The 17,398-nt window shown below is 40.1% G+C and carries 9 protein-coding genes and 1 pseudogene; 7 read left to right on the top strand and 3 right to left on the bottom strand.

Features of this window, described 5'->3' with window-relative positions; translation table 11 throughout:
• Positions 1-38 precede the first annotated feature (38 nt).
• From DBK98_RS15710 to DBK98_RS15680, 7 genes and pseudogenes are all read left to right on the top strand, one after another.
• Positions 39-1,007, top strand: coding sequence for a FecR family protein (locus DBK98_RS15710; RefSeq protein WP_005681496.1), 969 nt, complete (start codon positions 39-41; stop codon positions 1,005-1,007).
• A gap of 160 nt (positions 1,008-1,167) precedes the next feature.
• Entirely contained in the window at positions 1,168-4,572 is a 3,405-nt protein-coding gene (locus DBK98_RS15705; protein WP_008765142.1) for a TonB-dependent receptor, read from the top strand.
• An 11-nt stretch (positions 4,573-4,583) separates the two neighbouring features.
• Positions 4,584-6,302, top strand: a complete 1,719-nt coding sequence (locus tag DBK98_RS15700) for a RagB/SusD family nutrient uptake outer membrane protein (protein ID WP_005681494.1) — start codon at positions 4,584-4,586, stop codon at positions 6,300-6,302.
• Between the two features lie 72 nt (positions 6,303-6,374).
• Positions 6,375-8,342, top strand: a complete 1,968-nt coding sequence (locus tag DBK98_RS15695; RefSeq protein ID WP_005681493.1) for a beta-N-acetylhexosaminidase — start codon at positions 6,375-6,377, stop codon at positions 8,340-8,342.
• A gap of 27 nt (positions 8,343-8,369) precedes the next feature.
• Positions 8,370-10,238: an FAD-dependent oxidoreductase gene (locus tag DBK98_RS15690; RefSeq protein WP_005681492.1), complete on the top strand. Its 1,869-nt coding sequence runs from the start codon at positions 8,370-8,372 to the stop codon at positions 10,236-10,238.
• Between the two features lie 91 nt (positions 10,239-10,329).
• Positions 10,330-11,499 carry a metallophosphoesterase gene (locus DBK98_RS15685; RefSeq protein WP_080714606.1) on the top strand — a complete coding sequence of 390 codons (1,170 nt, stop codon included), beginning with the start codon at positions 10,330-10,332 and terminating at the stop codon, positions 11,497-11,499.
• Positions 11,500-12,383: 884 nt separating this feature from the next.
• Positions 12,384-13,738: pseudogene (locus tag DBK98_RS15680) on the top strand (reverse transcriptase domain-containing protein).
• Positions 13,739-14,271: 533 nt separating this feature from the next.
• Here the strand turns inward: DBK98_RS15680 and DBK98_RS15675 are convergent.
• The 3 genes from DBK98_RS15675 to DBK98_RS15665 are packed head-to-tail and all read right to left on the bottom strand — an operon-like array spanning position 14,272 to position 16,819.
• Positions 14,272-14,667 (bottom strand): hypothetical protein, encoded by a 396-nt coding sequence (locus tag DBK98_RS15675; RefSeq protein WP_007748783.1) that lies wholly within the window; start codon positions 14,665-14,667, stop codon positions 14,272-14,274.
• Positions 14,668-14,672: 5 nt separating this feature from the next.
• The gene (locus tag DBK98_RS15670) at positions 14,673-15,953 is read right to left on the bottom strand and encodes a C10 family peptidase (protein ID WP_005681485.1); all 1,281 of its coding nucleotides are present in this window, start codon (positions 15,951-15,953) and stop codon (positions 14,673-14,675) included.
• Between the two features lie 32 nt (positions 15,954-15,985).
• On the bottom strand, positions 15,986-16,819 hold the full coding sequence (locus DBK98_RS15665) for a hypothetical protein (protein ID WP_032537057.1): 834 nt from the start codon (positions 16,817-16,819) through the stop codon (positions 15,986-15,988).
• Positions 16,820-17,398: the final 579 nt, after the last annotated feature.

The following is a 17,398-nucleotide window of genomic DNA, read 5'->3' as shown; positions in this document are numbered from 1 at the left end:
TGAAAAAAATATTCTTTTTCGTTTAGGGTAAACCGAAGATGAATCGTTATATAAATGAAAACGATAAAAAGATGGATGAACTATTACAAAAATATATAGCAGGAAATGCCTCTGAAAAAGAGTCACAGAGGATAATGGAGTGGCTGCGCGAAGATGAACAGCATCTTAGAGAATATAAGCGGCAACGTAAATTGTATGACATTACGTTATGGCAGACTAAAAGTCCCGTTGATATACAACAAGAGAAGAAAGATCCGCTGAGGAGGGTTCTCGATGTTATTGTACGGATAGCGGCTGTCATTGTTTTTACTGTGGCAACCACTTATTTTTACACTCACCACGTTTTACAAGACAAGGAGGAGAATATGCAAACGGTAGTTGTTCCGGCAGGCCAGCATGCCGAATTATACCTGGCTGATGGAACGCATGTATGGCTGAATTCCGGTAGCCGGTTGACTTTTCCGGGACGGTTTTCTAAAAAGGTACGTCATGTAGAATTAGATGGTGAAGGATATTTTAAAGTCAGTTCTAATATAAAACAACCTTTTATTGTTGGAACTAACCGATGCAATATCCGGGTGCTGGGGACAGAATTCAATGTGCTGGCCTATGAGAAAGATAGTATATGGGAAACAGCCTTATTGGAAGGTGCTGTAGAAATTCTGCAAAAGAAAAGTGAAGTATCTCTCATGAAACTGAAACCAGGTGACATGGCCAGACTAAGTAAAAACCAACTTACTAAAGAAAAGATACATACAACAGACTATTTTCGTTGGAAAGAAGGGCTTATTTGTTTCAACGATATCTCCCTACGCGATATAATGGAGAAATTAAAACTCTATTATGATGTGAATTTTGTCATTAACAATCAACAGATTCTTGATGCGCACTATACCGGAAAATTCCGGACCCATGATGGGATTGAACATGTAATACGTGTGCTTGCCCTCAATAATAAATTTACCTATATTAAAGATAACGAGAGCAATACGATAACCATTAATTAACTTTTTAATATTTCTAATGCCTATGAAACAATAAAGAAACATTTAAAAAAGAAAAGGGGACAGTGCTGCAACACCATCCCACATTTTCCATCAGTTTATACCAACTGACAAAATAGTTCTAGATCAAGTTAAACCTAATAAACTAATATGTTGCGAAAATATGAAAAATTCTCTATACCAGGAATTATTTATAGAAAATAAACAGTTATTCCGTATTATGAAAATTATTGTTTACGTCTGTTTCTTATGTGTAGGAAATCTTCTAGCTATAGGAAGCTATGCGCAGACAGCTCATGTTACGATTGTTTCCAACCATATAACAATCGGACAAGTGATTAATGAAATAGAGAAACAAACGGACTATCTGTTTGTATTCAACGTAAAAGATATCAATATCAAACGTAATGTCAAAGTGAATGCGAAAGATAAAGCCGTTAATGAAGTTTTGAATGATATATTCAAGGATACAGGCATTCGCCATGCTATAGAAGGTAAAAACATCATGCTCATTAACTCTACGGATAAGGAAAAGGGTGCGCAGCAAAAAGATTTTTTAGTTACGGGGATAGTAAAAGATGAAAATGGTGAGCCTATTATCGGAGCAAATATTCAAGTCGTAGGAAAATCGGCAGGCACAATTACGGATATGAACGGACGTTTCAGTATCAGTGCCTCTGCCAATTCTACATTGCAAATAACCTATATTGGCTACCAAACGCAGACTGTCAATATCGGCGAGCAGAGGAATATTAACATTATTCTACAGGAAGACAATGCGCAATTGGATGAGGTAGTCGTAGTGGGGTATGGTACGATGAAGAAGAAAGATCTCACCGGTTCGGTAACAGCTGTTAAAGGAGACGAACTTGCTGCCCGTCGTACCACCCAACTTTCCACAGCTTTGCAAGGCGCGCTTTCCGGAGTAATGGTCAGTCGTGACAATGGAGCTCCCGGTAGTAGTGCTTCTATCCAGATACGTGGTGTAACAACTATTGGTGATTCCAGTCCGTTGGTGATTATTGACGGAATTCCGGGTGATATCAACTCCGTAAATCCTGAAGACGTAGAAAGTATGTCCGTATTGAAGGATGCTGCTTCGGCTTCGATCTACGGTTCACGTGCCGCAGCCGGTGTAATTGTCATCACGACCAAACGTGCCAAGAGCGGTGATGTGGCTTTGAGTTACAACTTTGAGTACGGGTGGGAAATACCGACTAAGTTGCCGACCTATGTAGGAGCCCAGCGTTACATGGAAATGGTAAATGAAACACGCTATAACGATAATCCAGACGGTGGATGGTACCAAACATATACGGAAGATGAAATTACCAACTGGAGCATAAATAATGCGACTAATCCGGACAAATATCCTATGACGGATTGGGGAGATATTCTGTTGAAAAGCTCCGCACCCCGGCAGACACATACTCTAAGCATTGTTGGTGGGGGTAAGATTATTCGTACAAAAGCCTCTTTCCGCTATGACAAAACGGACGGCCTCTATGTAAACAAGGAATATGACCGTTTTATGGTACGCGTGAATAATGATTTCAATATAAATAAATATATTTCCGCAAATCTGGATTTGAACTTTTCCCGTTCTAAAGCTCTCTCGCCTAATTCCAACCCCATGGGGGCAGGTGGACGAAACATTCCGCCAATTTATGCTGCTACATGGACCAATGGCTTATGGGGTGATGTGAAAGATGGAGAAAATATGCTGGCCAAAATTACAGATGGCGGCACTTTTACCAACTGGGGAACCAATATTGGCGGTAAACTCGGTATTGACATAACTCCTGTCAATGGGCTGAAAATATCAGCAGCCGTGGCGCCCAATTTCAATAATGTAAAGAAGAAAACTTTTGTCAAACAGATTCCATACACCCGTTCAGAAGATCCGAATACCACTGTTGGTTACATGGGAGGTTATCGCACTACCAATTTGACGGAAAATCGTAATGACAGCCATGATATAACAACACAGTTCTTTGCCAACTATGCCAAGACACTGGGGCGCCATGATTTCTCTGTCATGATCGGTTACGAGGATTATTATGCTTTCTGGGAAAACCTGGATGCATCCAGAGACCAGTACCAGTTGACAAGCTATCCTTACCTGGACCTCGGTTCGGAGGATTATCGGGATAATGGTGGCAATGCGGAAGAATATGCTTACCGCTCATTATTCGGACGCATGACCTATAGCTATGCAGACCGCTATCTTATCCAAGCAAATCTCCGCCGGGATGGTTCTTCACGTTTTGCATCCAATTGTCGTTGGGCCAATTTTCCTTCCGTGTCACTTGGTTGGGTAATTTCTGAAGAGAAGTTTTTCAAGAATATAAATATGGATTGGTTTTCTTACCTGAAATTGAGAGGCTCTTGGGGAAAACTGGGAAACGAACGTATCGGGGCTTATGACGATGACGGTAACTTTATTTATAATTATTACCCTTACCAGGCTGCAATTGATTACAGCACTGCACTATTTCAGAATTCACAGGGGATTGTTTCTTCCGTGACTACGGCCGCACAGCAGAAGTATGCCGTACGAGATATTTCATGGGAAACAACAGAAAGCTGGGATATCGGTTTAGATGCTAATTTTCTGGATAACCGTCTGCACTTCTCCGCTGACTATTATAGAAAAAATACGAAGGACATGTTGCTGGCACTGGAAATTCCACACTTCATCGGCTACGACAACCCGGAAGTCAATGCCGGAAACATGCACACTACCGGCTATGATATTGAAGTTGGCTGGAGGGACAAAGTCGGTGATTTCACTTACTCCATTTCCGCTAATCTGTCAGATTTTACCTCCAAAATGGGAAACCTGAATGGTACACAGTTCCTAGGCAATCAGGTAAAAATGGAAGGAAGTGAATATAACGAATGGTATGGTTACGTAAGCGATGGCTTGTTCCTGACTCAGGAAGACGTGGACAAGTCGCCCAAACTGAACAACAGCGTCAAAGTGGGTGATATTAAGTACAAGGATATTTCCGGACCGGACGGTGTCCCCGACGGAGTTATCTCACCTGAGTATGACCGTGTACTTTTGGGCGGTTCCCTGCCTCACTATATGTTTGGACTCACTTTCAATGCTGCCTATAAAGGCTGGGACTTTGGATTGACACTACAAGGTGTTGGAAGTCAGAAATCTCAAATCAGTGCTGCAATGATTGAAGGGCTTCGAGACAACTGGCTCAATTTCCCTACTATTCTTGACGGCAATTATTGGAGTCCGAAAAATACGGATGAGCAGAATGCGACAGCCAAATATCCGCGCCTGACTCGCACCAATCGGGATGCTAATTTCTGTATGTCTGATTATTGGCTTTACAACGGTCGGTACATTCGTTTAAAAAATCTCTCTGTCGGTTATACGCTCCCCAAAGCATGGACTACGAAGGCGTGTATGAATACAGTCCGTCTTTATGTAAGCGGAAGTGACCTGTTTACCATCAGTAATGCCCCCAAAGGATGGGATCCGGAAGTAAGTACAGAAGGGTATCCTATTACCACCTCTCTAATATTTGGTGTTTCTATTAATTTCTAGCCATAAAAAACATGAAAAAGTTACTCTTATATATCGGGGCAGGAATACTCTTACTCTCTGCCTGCCATGATCTCAATTTAAATCCATTGTCAAGCGGTTCTACTGAAAACTGGTATTCCACGGAAACTGAAGTGCAGATGGCCGTTGATGAGTTATATCGATATGACTTCTGGCCGGAAGACGGACAACAACAGACCGACTGGTCGGACGACTATACTTCACGCGATCTCCTGACCTCTTTTGATGACGGAACTCTAAATGGACAAAATGCTTGGGTTACCAGTTTATGGGGCAATCAGTACAAAGCTATTTCACGTGCCAATGCAGTTATTGAGAAATCGCATCGTGCTATCGAAAATGGCGCATCTGCCACTACTATTAACCGCCTGATTGCCGAAGCCAAATTCCATAGAGCTGCCGCTTATGCCAAACTGATTGTAAAGTTCGGTGACTTACCATTGGTATTAACCGATGTAAGTACAGAAGAAGGGTTGACAATGGGACGTACGGATAAATCCATCGTATTGGCACAAATCTATAAAGATTTTGATGATGCAATTAGTGTGCTTCCAACTTCCTATACTGACCAACAGCGAGCCACCCAAGGTGCTGCACTGGCACTAAAAGCCCGGGTTGCCTTGATTATGGAAGATTGGGAAACAGCGGCCGATGCAGCCAAGGCGGTTATGGACTTGAATATTTATGAATTGCATCCCGATTTTGGCAATCTTTTTTTGTCTACTACAAAAAACTCGAATGAATTTATTTTCAAAATTCCACGTGATGCTACATATGACATTTATCTGGGAACAGGAAACGGAGGAGTTAACCAGGTATACAATGATCTACCCCGTAACGTAGGAGGATGGACGCAGACCTGTCCGTCATGGGAGTTACTAGCTGCATTCACCTGTACCGACGGTCTGCTTATTAACGAATCACCACTCTTCGATCCGCATGAACCATTTGCAAATCGTGACCCACGTTTAGCAGAAACCATTGTACCATTTGGTTCCAACCACCTCGGTTATGAATACAACCCACACCCGGAGGCACTGACGTGTATGAACTATAATACGGGTGAAATCGTGACAAATTATGATACACGTGCCAATGCCCAATATGCTTCTTTCGATGGTCTGGTGTGGAAAAAAGGGATAGACGAAACATGGCTTCAGAATGGTTTCAAGGTAGACCAGGATATTATCTATTGTCGTTATGCCGAAATATTGTTGACATATGCCGAGGCGAAAATCGAATTAAATGAGATAGATAACTCCGTATTGGATGCACTGAATGAGGTTCGGGCGCGTGCTTATGGTGTGGACAAGTCCGATAAGGCAAGTTATCCGGCTTTCACTTCTAACGACCAGTCCACACTTCGCCACCAGCTACGTGTAGAACGTCGTATGGAAATGGCAAAGGAACACATGCGATATACGGATATCATCCGTTGGAAACTGGCCGAAAAGGTTATGAATCGCAAGACATATGGTATCCTTTATCCGGCCTCACTATGTATCGAACGGGTAACCAGTCAGGGAGATTGGTTTTGGGCTTTCACACCGGAAATGGACGAGGATGGTTGTGCAGATTTCTCCAAATTGGAAGAAGCGGGTAAATGTCAGGCACTTGCTGTACGTAGTTGGAACGATCGCCAATATTTGTGGCCTATCCCTACTACGGAACTTCAGATCAACGAGAACTTAAAACAAAATCCCGGCTATTAAATGCAGGAAAGTTGTTGATAGTCCGGGAAAAGGTAACTCCTTAATTATTCACCCTTTTATTTTTCTAACTTTATGATTGGAAAGAGCTATATTTTTCACCTTTTTCTATTTCTTCTCATATTACCAGACAGTATTTATTCTCAAGATAATATTTGTCTGATCCCGCAAGTTGAAAGCATGGTCCGGAAAAAAGGTACGCTATCCATCGAACGTCTGGAAAGCATCCATTTCCCGGACGAATGGAAAAATACAGGAAACCTCCTTGTCAGCGATCTGAAAGAACTGGCAAATTTGTCTGTCATGGTGAATGCCTCAAATCCTTCCATTCATGTAAAAAAGGTGAAAATGCAGGAGCCGGAAATGTACATGCTGGAAATTACAAAGCAGGGGATCATCATAGAAGCAGGTGACCAGACAGGTATGATTCATGCTTTTTCCACTCTTTTACAATTGATTCTGGGAAGTGAGGGAAAAGAGTTACCCCGGCTCATAATCCACGACAAACCCCGTTTTAGTTACAGGGGAGTCATGATAGATTGTAGCCGCCATTTCTGGACTATCGAACAACTTAAAAAGTATACCAAACAATTGGCCTTTTTTAAACTTAACACTTTACATCTGCACTTGACAGACAATCAAGGCTGGCGTCTGTATCTGGACCAATATCCGGATTTAGCGTTCAAAGGTACGTACTACCGGACATTCGAGGATCTATCGGGACATTATTATCGTAAAAGCGAGTTGCAGGAATTGATCAACTATGCCGCCATGTACGGCATAGAGATCATTCCGGAGATTGACCTTCCGGGACACTGTCTGGCCTTGCTTGCAGCCCTTCCCCAACTGTCATGTAAAGGCGGAAAATTTGAAGCCTATCCAGAGGAACTGGACGGACAAAAACGGAAGAGAGCAGATGAGAATATGCTGTGTATAGGAAATCCTGAAACCTATAGGTTTGTGGAAAAACTGGTAGCAGAACTCACTGATCTCTTCCCTTCATCATTCATACATCTGGGAGGAGATGAAGTGTCGACACATCTATGGGAACAATGTCCGAAATGCCAAAAGATTTACAAACAAGAGAATATGACTTCATGGCACGAGTTACAGGACTATTTTACGAAACGAGTTAGTGAAATTGTACGTTCCAAGGGAAAAAGGATGATAGGTTGGGATGAAATAAATGACCGTAATGCCGCTGACATCAGTGACGTGATCATGATCTGGCAACGTGATGGAAGAGAACAGCAACAGAAAGCTTTGAAAAGAGGGTTGTCAGTCATTATGTCTCCTAAGGATCCCTGTTACTTTGATTTCGGGTATTCACGGAATTCCACACGCAGATTGTATGAATGGGAACCAGTTGGCAAAGAATGTACGAATACTCAAGCACATCTCGTCAAGGGAGGACAGGCTAATTTGTGGACTGAATTCATTACAACCTCGGATGAGGTGGAAAGGATGTTATATCCCAGAACTTGTGCCTTGGCCGAAACCCTCTGGAACACGAAAGAAAAGAAAGAATGGGAAGGGTTCCGACAACGTATCAGCAAGTTCGGTGCTATTATGGAAAAACTGAATATCTGTTACTTCAAAGACGAGGATTGGGATAACACAGGTTTTGTTCCGCAAAGCGAACAAAGGCCCCGTCTTGTATGTCCTGCCCGTATCGATACCAATATGAAGGGAATCAAGTATTATATGCCTGAATATGCGTTTGACGGTGATATACAGACTTTCTTTGCAACCCCCTATTCCTTAAAAAAAGGAGATTATTTTACTCTTACTTTGGAAAAAAGACAAGCAGTACAGGAAATCAGAATTGTGTTTGATGTTTCAAAGGAACATCCGGAACATGTACAATTATCTGTCAGCGAGGACGGTACAATATTTAAGAAAGTAGCTGCAGATAACAAAAATGGAGAATTGTCAGCATCTTTCAGTACACTAGCCATGATTAAAGCCCTCAAAATGGAATTGACAACTCCACTGATGGCCCGGCTGACTATCAAGGAGATTATCCTTCGCTACTATGAATAAACAAGTATAAGAATAATGAAAATTGTTATGATAAAAAAAATTATATATATTTCTCTCATCTGGATGGTATTTCACGGAGCGAGTCTTCATGCTGCCAGTTTATTGGTAGAAGCAGAAAGTTTCACGGAAAAAGGAGGCTGGGTAGTGGACCAACAATTTATGGACTTGATGGGATCACCTTATTTACTGGCACACGGTCTAGGTAGTCCTGTTGAAAATGCGAGTACCAATGTACAACTTCCAGAAAATGGCACATATTATATTTTTGTACGCACCTACAACTGGACGTCTCCATGGCAGGAGGGTGAAGGGCCCGGATTGTTCGGTTTGTCAGTAAACGGAAAGAAAATCTCTTACCGGTTGGGTATTATAGGCAATCAGTGGATATGGCAGTATGCCGGGCAATATCAGGCAACAGAAAAGAATATTCACATTGTTTTGCATGACTTGAAAGGTTTTGACGGGCGGTGTGATGCTATTTATTTTACGACACGGAAAGATGATATTCCGCCATCGGATATGGCGGCTTTAAATAACTTTCGTCGTGCTAAACTTGGATTATTAGCCCCCCCAAAAACAGAATCATATGATTTAGTAGTTATAGGTGCAGGTATTGCAGGTATGAGTACAGCAGTATCTGCCGCCCGCCTGGGCTGTAAAGTCGCACTTATCAATGATCGCCCTGTAGTCGGTGGAAACAATAGTTCCGAGATTCGTGTTCATTTGGGAGGAGCTATCGAGATCGGAAAATATCCTGAACTGGGGGGGCTGCAAAAAGAGTTCGGTCCCGTCAAGGAGGGTAATGCACAACCGGCAGGCAATTATGAAGATCATAAAAAAATGGAATGGCTGCAAGCTGAAACTAATGTTTCCCTGTTTCTTAATTATCGGGCATTTTCGGTGAAGAAGGAAGAGGACCGGATCATCTCGATAACCGCTTGTCATATTGAATCCGGTGAAGAAATCGAATTTTATGGTCGTTTATTTGCTGACTGTACTGGTGATGGCACTATCGGTTATCTGGCCGGGGCAGACTATCGTATGGGCCGTGAAAGCCGTTCTGAATACGGTGAGACTATAGCTCCCGAAATAGCTGATAGCTTAGTAATGGGCACTTCTGTTCAATGGTATTCTGTGGAAGACACAAAAACATCCTATTTTCCGGAATTCCGGTACGGCATCGAATTCAATGAGGAGACCTGTGAACCTGTCACTTATGGTGAATGGACTTGGGAAACCGGAATGAATAAAAATCAGATTAATGATTCTGAACAAATACGTGACTATGGAATGTTAGTTATATATTCTAATTGGAGCTACTTGAAAAATCAATCGGAACGAAGAAAATATTATAAAAAACGTTCATTGGAATGGGTAGCCTACATTGCCGGAAAGCGGGAATCCCGGAGGCTATTGGGCGACTATGTACTGAAAGAGGATGATTTAACAAAGCACGTAGCCCATGAGGACGCATCTTTCACTACTACCTGGAGTATTGATCTGCACCGGCCCGACCCCGAGAATACCCGGTATTTCCCGGGACGGGAATTCAAAGCGACGACAGACCATGTAGTAATTTATCCCTATCCTGTTCCCTACCGATGTCTTTATTCCCGTAATATAGACAATCTGTTCATGGCAGGACGCAATATCAGTGTCACACATGTTGCCTTGGGAACCGTACGAGTTATGCGCACTACAGGTATGATGGGGGAAGTTGTAGGCATGGCAGCCTCACTATGCAAAAAATATCAAGCCACTCCCCGTGACATATACCATTATTATTTGGAGGAATTAAAATCACTCATGCAAAAGGGAGTGAATAAAAAGGGATTACCGAATAATCAACGATATAATGAAGGAGGCAGGCTAAACCAGATACCGAAGGTAAAGTAAGGATACATCTCTGTCTGCCAGATTTCCACATACGAAAGTTTAACAATTTATTAGATTAGGCATTATGATAAGAAAAATCATATTCTTAGAAATGTTATTATTGGGAATAGCTACATTCCTGTATTCGCAAGATGAAATTTCCAAAATAACAATAACTCATGGACCTTACTTGCAAAACGTGGGATCTAACGAAGCTACCATTGTATGGATAACGGATAAGCCCTCTATAGGATGGGTGGAACTGGCCTCAGATGGCAACGGCAGTTTTTACGCCAAAGAGCATCCGCGTTATTTTGACACGTCTAATGGCATCAAGAATACATCAACCATCCATGCCGTTAAAGTCAAGGGACTGACACCGGGAAAACAATATCGTTACCGTGTTTTTGCTCAGGAAGTGTTGAAACATACTGGGTATAAAATCATTTATGGAAGTTATGCTTCCACTGATGTCTATTATCGTAAACCGCTTACTTTTCATACCTGCAATCCGCAAGCGCCTGCCACCTCTTTTGTAATGGCCAACGATATACATGGGGACAACAAACTGCTGGAGGACTTAATGTCCCGTTGTAACCTTACGCAAACCGACTTTGTTCTTTTTAATGGTGATATGCTCTCTTTCATAAATAGTGAAGATCAGCTTTTCAAGGGGTTTATGGATACGGCTGTACGACTTTTCGCTTCTGAGATCCCGATGTACTACGCCCGTGGCAACCACGAAACACGGGGAGTATTTGCAACCGAAATCCAACGTTATTTTTCTCCCTGTCAGGAACATCTTTATTATGCCTTTCGACAAGGTCCTGTCTATTGTATTGTTCTGGATACGGGAGAAGATAAGCCTGATTCTGATATTGAATATGCCGGTATTACCCAATATGACCTCTACCGTACCGAACAGTCCGAATGGTTGGCCAGTATTTTGGAAAGTACCGAATATAAAGAAGCGCCTTTTAAAATAATTGTAGCTCACATTCCTCCCGCAGTTACTGAAGCTGGTCCCGATGAGGATTGGCATGGAAATGTAGAAGTAGAGCAGAAGTTTATGCCTTTATTACGCCAGGCTTATCCGGATTTAATGCTTTGTGGACACTTACATCGTTTTGTGCGTCATGATGCCACTGACAAAACGTCTTTCCCCGTAGTAGTTAATTCCAATACATCTTTGCTACGTATTTATGCCACGACCACACAGATGAAGATAGAGGTAATGGATCGAGACGGAAAAATGCTGGATGAATTTATCATAAAAAAATAAAAAGCTTTGCATTAGTACTTGGCAAGTAATTATTCGGGTGACAATTACTTCTTAATCAATGAAGCTGGTTTCTGCAGATTCTGCATGTATGAGAGGCTGATGAATTTAGGAATAACCAACATTTACGGGGTAATCCAGTCGATGTGCCTACCATGAGCAAGGAGAAGTTACGCAAGACCAATGCTGTGAATTGTAGCAAATTGGCCCACGAGTTACCTTTCGGTTCATTTGAAAAGGAATTATATTCTGGGGAGGAAACCACAAAAATACGCTCTTTATAAGACTAAGAAACCTGATTGCAAAAGACAGCATACATACCAAGAACCGTATCAAGTCTTTGCTCGTTTTTATGGTGTGGAAATATCGAGAATGTTTGCCCGATGTACCATTAGCTAGGGATATTCCTAAAATAGGAAAATTTAAGGCAACTAATTCATTGCGAGTTAGTTGCCTTTTGGAGTTTGCCCGACATGGGCATAATCTAATGGGTGTAAGTCCCCATCGCAGCCTTATATCGGCAAGCGTACAGCCGACGGCAATGGTGTCCGTAGTGATTCGGCATCTAAAGGAAGTCTTAGGCAAAGCACTGACCTGACGTACAGAAACTTGATACTAAGGCATATGAGTGTGGGTAAGTCTGCCAAACAAGATAAAGCCCTATAGCTATATGGAACACTCGGTGTAAATCAAGCAGGTATAAGTGTGAAAGATTATATTCTTAATCGGGGAGGTCTCACGGACGTGTGGAGCATGTGTTTAGATTGCCAAACACGGAGTAAAGCTTATTGTGAGAAGTCAGCAGAAGCCATAGTACTTAAGTTCTTTTTAAGGAAGGGCTGAATCGCAATAGCTATAAACACGTAACTAACTCTAAATAGGAAAGAATGCATAAAATAAGAGTCATAGAAAGTACACTTGGCTACCCTCAAAAGAATAGGATGGAATCCGAAAGCTATGAGGGAGTGCAGACCTATATGGACATGAAAGACGGCAGTTTGATAGCAGTGCAACCAAATAAAGATGACTTAATGAGTCAAATTCTTTCTCCCGACAATCTCAATCGTGCCTATCTACAAGTGGTACGAAACAAAGGGGTTGGAGGTGTTGATAGAATGGATTTTAAGCAACTGCTTCCCTATCTTCATGAACACAAATCAGAACTTATCGAGTCGATACGCATTGGAAGGTACAAACCGAATTCAGTGCGTAGGGTAGATATAGCCAAGGATAACGGGAAGAAACGGCTTATAGGCATCCCAACCGTTGTTGACCGCTTGATACAACAAGCCATCGTCCAAGTGCTATCGCCTATCTACGAACGCCAGTTCAGCCCAAGCAGTTTTGGGTTTCGCCCCGACGTAGTGCGCATGTAGCATTGCTCCAAGTGTGCTGTTATACAAGCGAAGGCTACAAATATGCTGTAGGCATAGACCTTGTTAGATTCTTTGATACGGTAAACCATAGTTTCTTACTGAGAATACTGTCAAGGACAATAAATGACGGGCGTGTCATTTCTCTTATACACAAGTATCTTACAAGCGGAGTAATGATAGGTAAGCATTATGAACCAAGTATAGAGGGTACACCACAAGGCGCCCCTTTGAGCCCCTTGCTCAGCAATATCCTGCTGAACGAACTAGACAAGGAATTGGAGAGACGTGGACACTGCTTTGTACGCTATGCAGATGATAGCATGATACTGTGCAAAAGTAAGAGGTCCGCCGAACGCGTATGCTCAAGCATAACGGACTTTTCCTTCTATTTCACGAAAGGCAAATGCAGGCTGTATGTTCACAAGACAACAAAAGAGAAATTCAAACGTAAGGTTAAATCTCTTACCAGACGTAGTAACAGCATGGGTTATGCCCAACGTAAAGAGATACTCTGGCAAACCTTTAGAGGTTGGATAGGGTATTTCAAATATGCAGACATGAGGAGTCTGCTGATTCCATTAGACCAATGGTATCGCAGACACTTGCGTATGTGTATATGGAAATGTTGGAAGAGAGTGAAGACTCGCTTTTCAAATTTGCAGAAATGTGGAATACCGAAAGGTAAGGCTTGGGAGTGGGCAAATACTCGGAAAGGGTATTGGCGTTGTACGCGTGCCTTTCTTCAGAATGCTATTGAGGACGAGGCTCTTCGGAAAGCGGGGTATCCAATGTTATCTCATCTTTATAAGCAAATACATATAGATTGCGAAACCGCCGTATGCGGAACCGCTTGTACGGTAGGGTGAGATTGTGCCACGAGAAGCATGTGCTAAATGCTTCGCAACTATGTAGGAGATGAGGGTAGGTCCCTCGCAATCAACTTGCAGGAATCTCCTCAGTACTGAATGCTTTGATAAGATTGCTGTCGACCAATTCTTTAAGTGGACATCAATTCCTACATCTAATGTGTTACTTTGTACACGTCTCATAAGCTATATCGTTTTAGTTAATGAGTTATGACTTCAATATAATATGAAGTTTACTAAAATGGTATAGCTTTTTTAGTGCTATCTACTGTTATCCGTCACTTCAGATTTTAAACATAGAAACTTATTTTTTTATAATCATACCGTCCAATTTATTATTAATTTTCCAGCAAGGATACCTTCGTCAGCCACTATACGTTTCATTGGAAGATCCCGTAATCCATTTATAAAATCAATAGCTGATTTTAATGGAGGTTGATTCTTTATAGTATCACTTGAAATATAAAACTTAGTTCTAGAACTAAAAAGTAAGTAAACAAAAAGGCGGAGAATAGCAGTCTCCACCTTTTTATTTATTCTTTGGCCTTTTGTATTATAGTAATTGTATTATAGTAATTCCCTGCTTGTATAACTGTTGTAAATCTCCTTTCCAAGCCTGTTAAATTTGAATCAATCCTGATAAAGATTGATTTGCGACCTGTTTTCTCCACATAAAGTCCACCACCTTCTATTACTTGAACATTAAGGGAGTGTGTTCTATATATCGTGTCTTTAGTAGAGATTTCAGTCAGCCACCAGTCGTCACCTTTCCTGGTTCGTAACTCTATAGAATCTTTACTGGATTTAAAAAATACCTCTTTAGTCTCTAGTCCTATCGTATCTGTTCCCTTGCCAACGACGTCATCGCTACATGAAATGAATACAAATAAAAGTAACACGAAAGACAGAAAATAATAAGTTTGTCTCATATTTCTTATTTTATTATGTTAATATATGGAATTATTTCTACATTATATGGATAATTACCCTTGCCGGCTGCTCTAGTAGAAGGAAAAGTAGGTCCTTCACCTCCATTAAAAATACCCGCCAAATAATAACCATTACTATTACCATTCCAGCCCCAGTTTAGATGCAGGTAATCTTCTTTCTCCGTATACGAATGATGAACTTTATCGCTTCCTTTTCTATAGACATCAACATTTCTCTCTCTATGAAAATAGCCATCAGAAACCCAAGCATGACCATTTTGGTAATATTTAATACCCAGTATTTTCTTTCTTACCGAATTGCCACATATTATAACCGGACATTTAGCTTTAATAGATGTTATAACATCCCATTGACTATAAATTTGAGGATTATTGGGTTTCCTATATCCCATTTTCTCGAAGCATTGTGGTATATTTTTTCTTTTAGCTCCGCTTGTATCTGTTCCCCAATCCATTTTAACCAAATCACCTATAGAGCGGAATAAATGGGCAACTGCTGGAGTGGTGGGGAATTGTTTCATTTCAGACCAATTATATGACACCCCATTATACCCTGAAGGTTTTTCATGATATGCCATTACTTGAGCTATTGCAGTAGCTACACAGCCTGTGAGGGCTCTTTGTCCTTCTATAAGAGGTGCCGCATTGTTATATGGACTCCTTTGTCCCCATTTAACAGAAATCAAAGGTTGTACTCTTTCCGTTTCTTCCCATTCTCCAGGTTTCTTTATATAAATAGGACGTCTTCTACCCCTTGTTTGAGATGTGTCTAAAGAGTTATCGTCATCATTTTCTTCTTTGAACTCTATCTCATACTTTTTATTATTAGAAATGTAATTTTGAACTAAATCAAAAAAGAAAGATAATTCCTGATATTGAAGCGTGTCACTTAAAGAAAGATTGCCAGACTCTGAATAAGCAATAATAGGAGTTGTATATAGGTTGGCCGATACTATTGCATAGCCATTGCCACCCTCTGCATTGGCTATATAAAATGAGGGATATGTCTGATTAGTAATTGTATCTCTATAGAAATAGATTTCATTGTTTATTGAATAATTAAGAAAAGAGCTATTTCGTGTATTGTTTCTATTATTTTTAATAAAAAGTTCCACTTCAATAATAGCATTCTCTTTAGTACGATAAGTCGGGGCTTTTTCTGTTAAAGATGGTGGCGAAGATTCTTGTTTCATCACTTCTGTGTCATCGGAACATGAAGTTAAAAACATAATTGTCAAAATCAATAAATGTGCATGTTGTTTCATAATTTATATAATTAAGGTTAATACTGAATACGTTAAAAGTCAAAAGTGCCATGTTTATAAGAGGACCGGGAAGGTTTATAATAATCCTCACCCGGGGTCTGGGGTTGTATAAAATCTTGTCTGAATATTTCTGTAGGATTATCTGTAATTAAATCTGCATCATGGGTATATATGTTAAAATAGCACTCTGGATCTGTTTTTTGGTTATATGGTCCTTCTCCCACAAAAGAAAATTTGTAAAAACCAATTTTTTCTCCGTCTTTTCTGACTGTAAGGAACCAGACATTACCACTACTTATCGTTTTAAATCTCAATCCGTTTAATGATGAATAAGTTTCCTCTATAAACTGGCCATTCAAATATGTCTGTTTTTTACAAGTAAAAGGTAACTCAAATCTACCACCTTCAGCTGGTAGAATAAAAGGATTCTGTTCCGAATGGATTTTATACACAAATGTCAACTTTCCTTTATCTATAATTAGTGGAATTTTTTCTACTTTTATGCCATTAATAGTAGAGTAAGAAATCTGTAAATCAGCATTCAAAATTTTATCTTCTTTATTAATATTTGAGGTTATATTTAATACTACCTGATCGCCCTCCACTTTTATTTCTATATCAGAAAAAAGAGTTTTATCAAATTCTACCGAAACATCCCTGGGAATAATCGGAACCTCTGAACTTAAAACATCATCTATTAATGTTTTTTTTATAATCGTAATAATACGTTTCTCTCCAAGACAGCTAAACGGTTTGGATGCGTCCTTACTTGTTAATACTTGATACTCTGTTTTTCTATTGTTTTCCTCTTTTTGACAGGATAACAATGCTAAAGAAATAAACAAAAGAATAAATACCTTTCTCATATTAATGCAAATTAGTTACTATAAATAAAAGTAATATTTAATATTGTTGAAACCTCAACATCTGATACAATCTTCAAGGTCTTTTGTAGAGTTTACAAACTTATTTCCAGCATTATAAGACAATTAAACAACAAACTTTTTGTTTTGAGGGCTTATTTTGACCGTTATCTTTTCTGTCTTATTGGCATGGTTATAAAACATACAGTATAATTCTGGGAAAAGACGTTGAATTTCTTTATAATGCAAAAACTTTTTTCATGATAAAATTAATAATATCATACTACAAAGATAAGACTAAATCGATGTTTTATAGTTATGGAAGAAAATATAAAATCTAACAAAAACATTTATACACATCTTATAATCAGATATTTATTATTGAGATGCTTAATATTATCTAACGTAAGACTAACATTTATATTTTAAGACGTTTTGATGTCGACTTAAATATCCAATATTAGTTTCTAAAATAAATAGTAATATACAGGTATACTATCTCAAACGATTGAATTTTGCTTCCGTTAAATACATATATGTCTCAGTACCAAGAAGGGGTAGTACAGTTGTCGGCAAATACGA

Source organism: Bacteroides sp. PHL 2737 (genome assembly GCF_004115325.2).
GTDB classification, from domain to species: domain Bacteria; phylum Bacteroidota; class Bacteroidia; order Bacteroidales; family Bacteroidaceae; genus Bacteroides; species Bacteroides hominis.
This window is presented reverse-complemented; position numbering and strand designations above follow the sequence as displayed.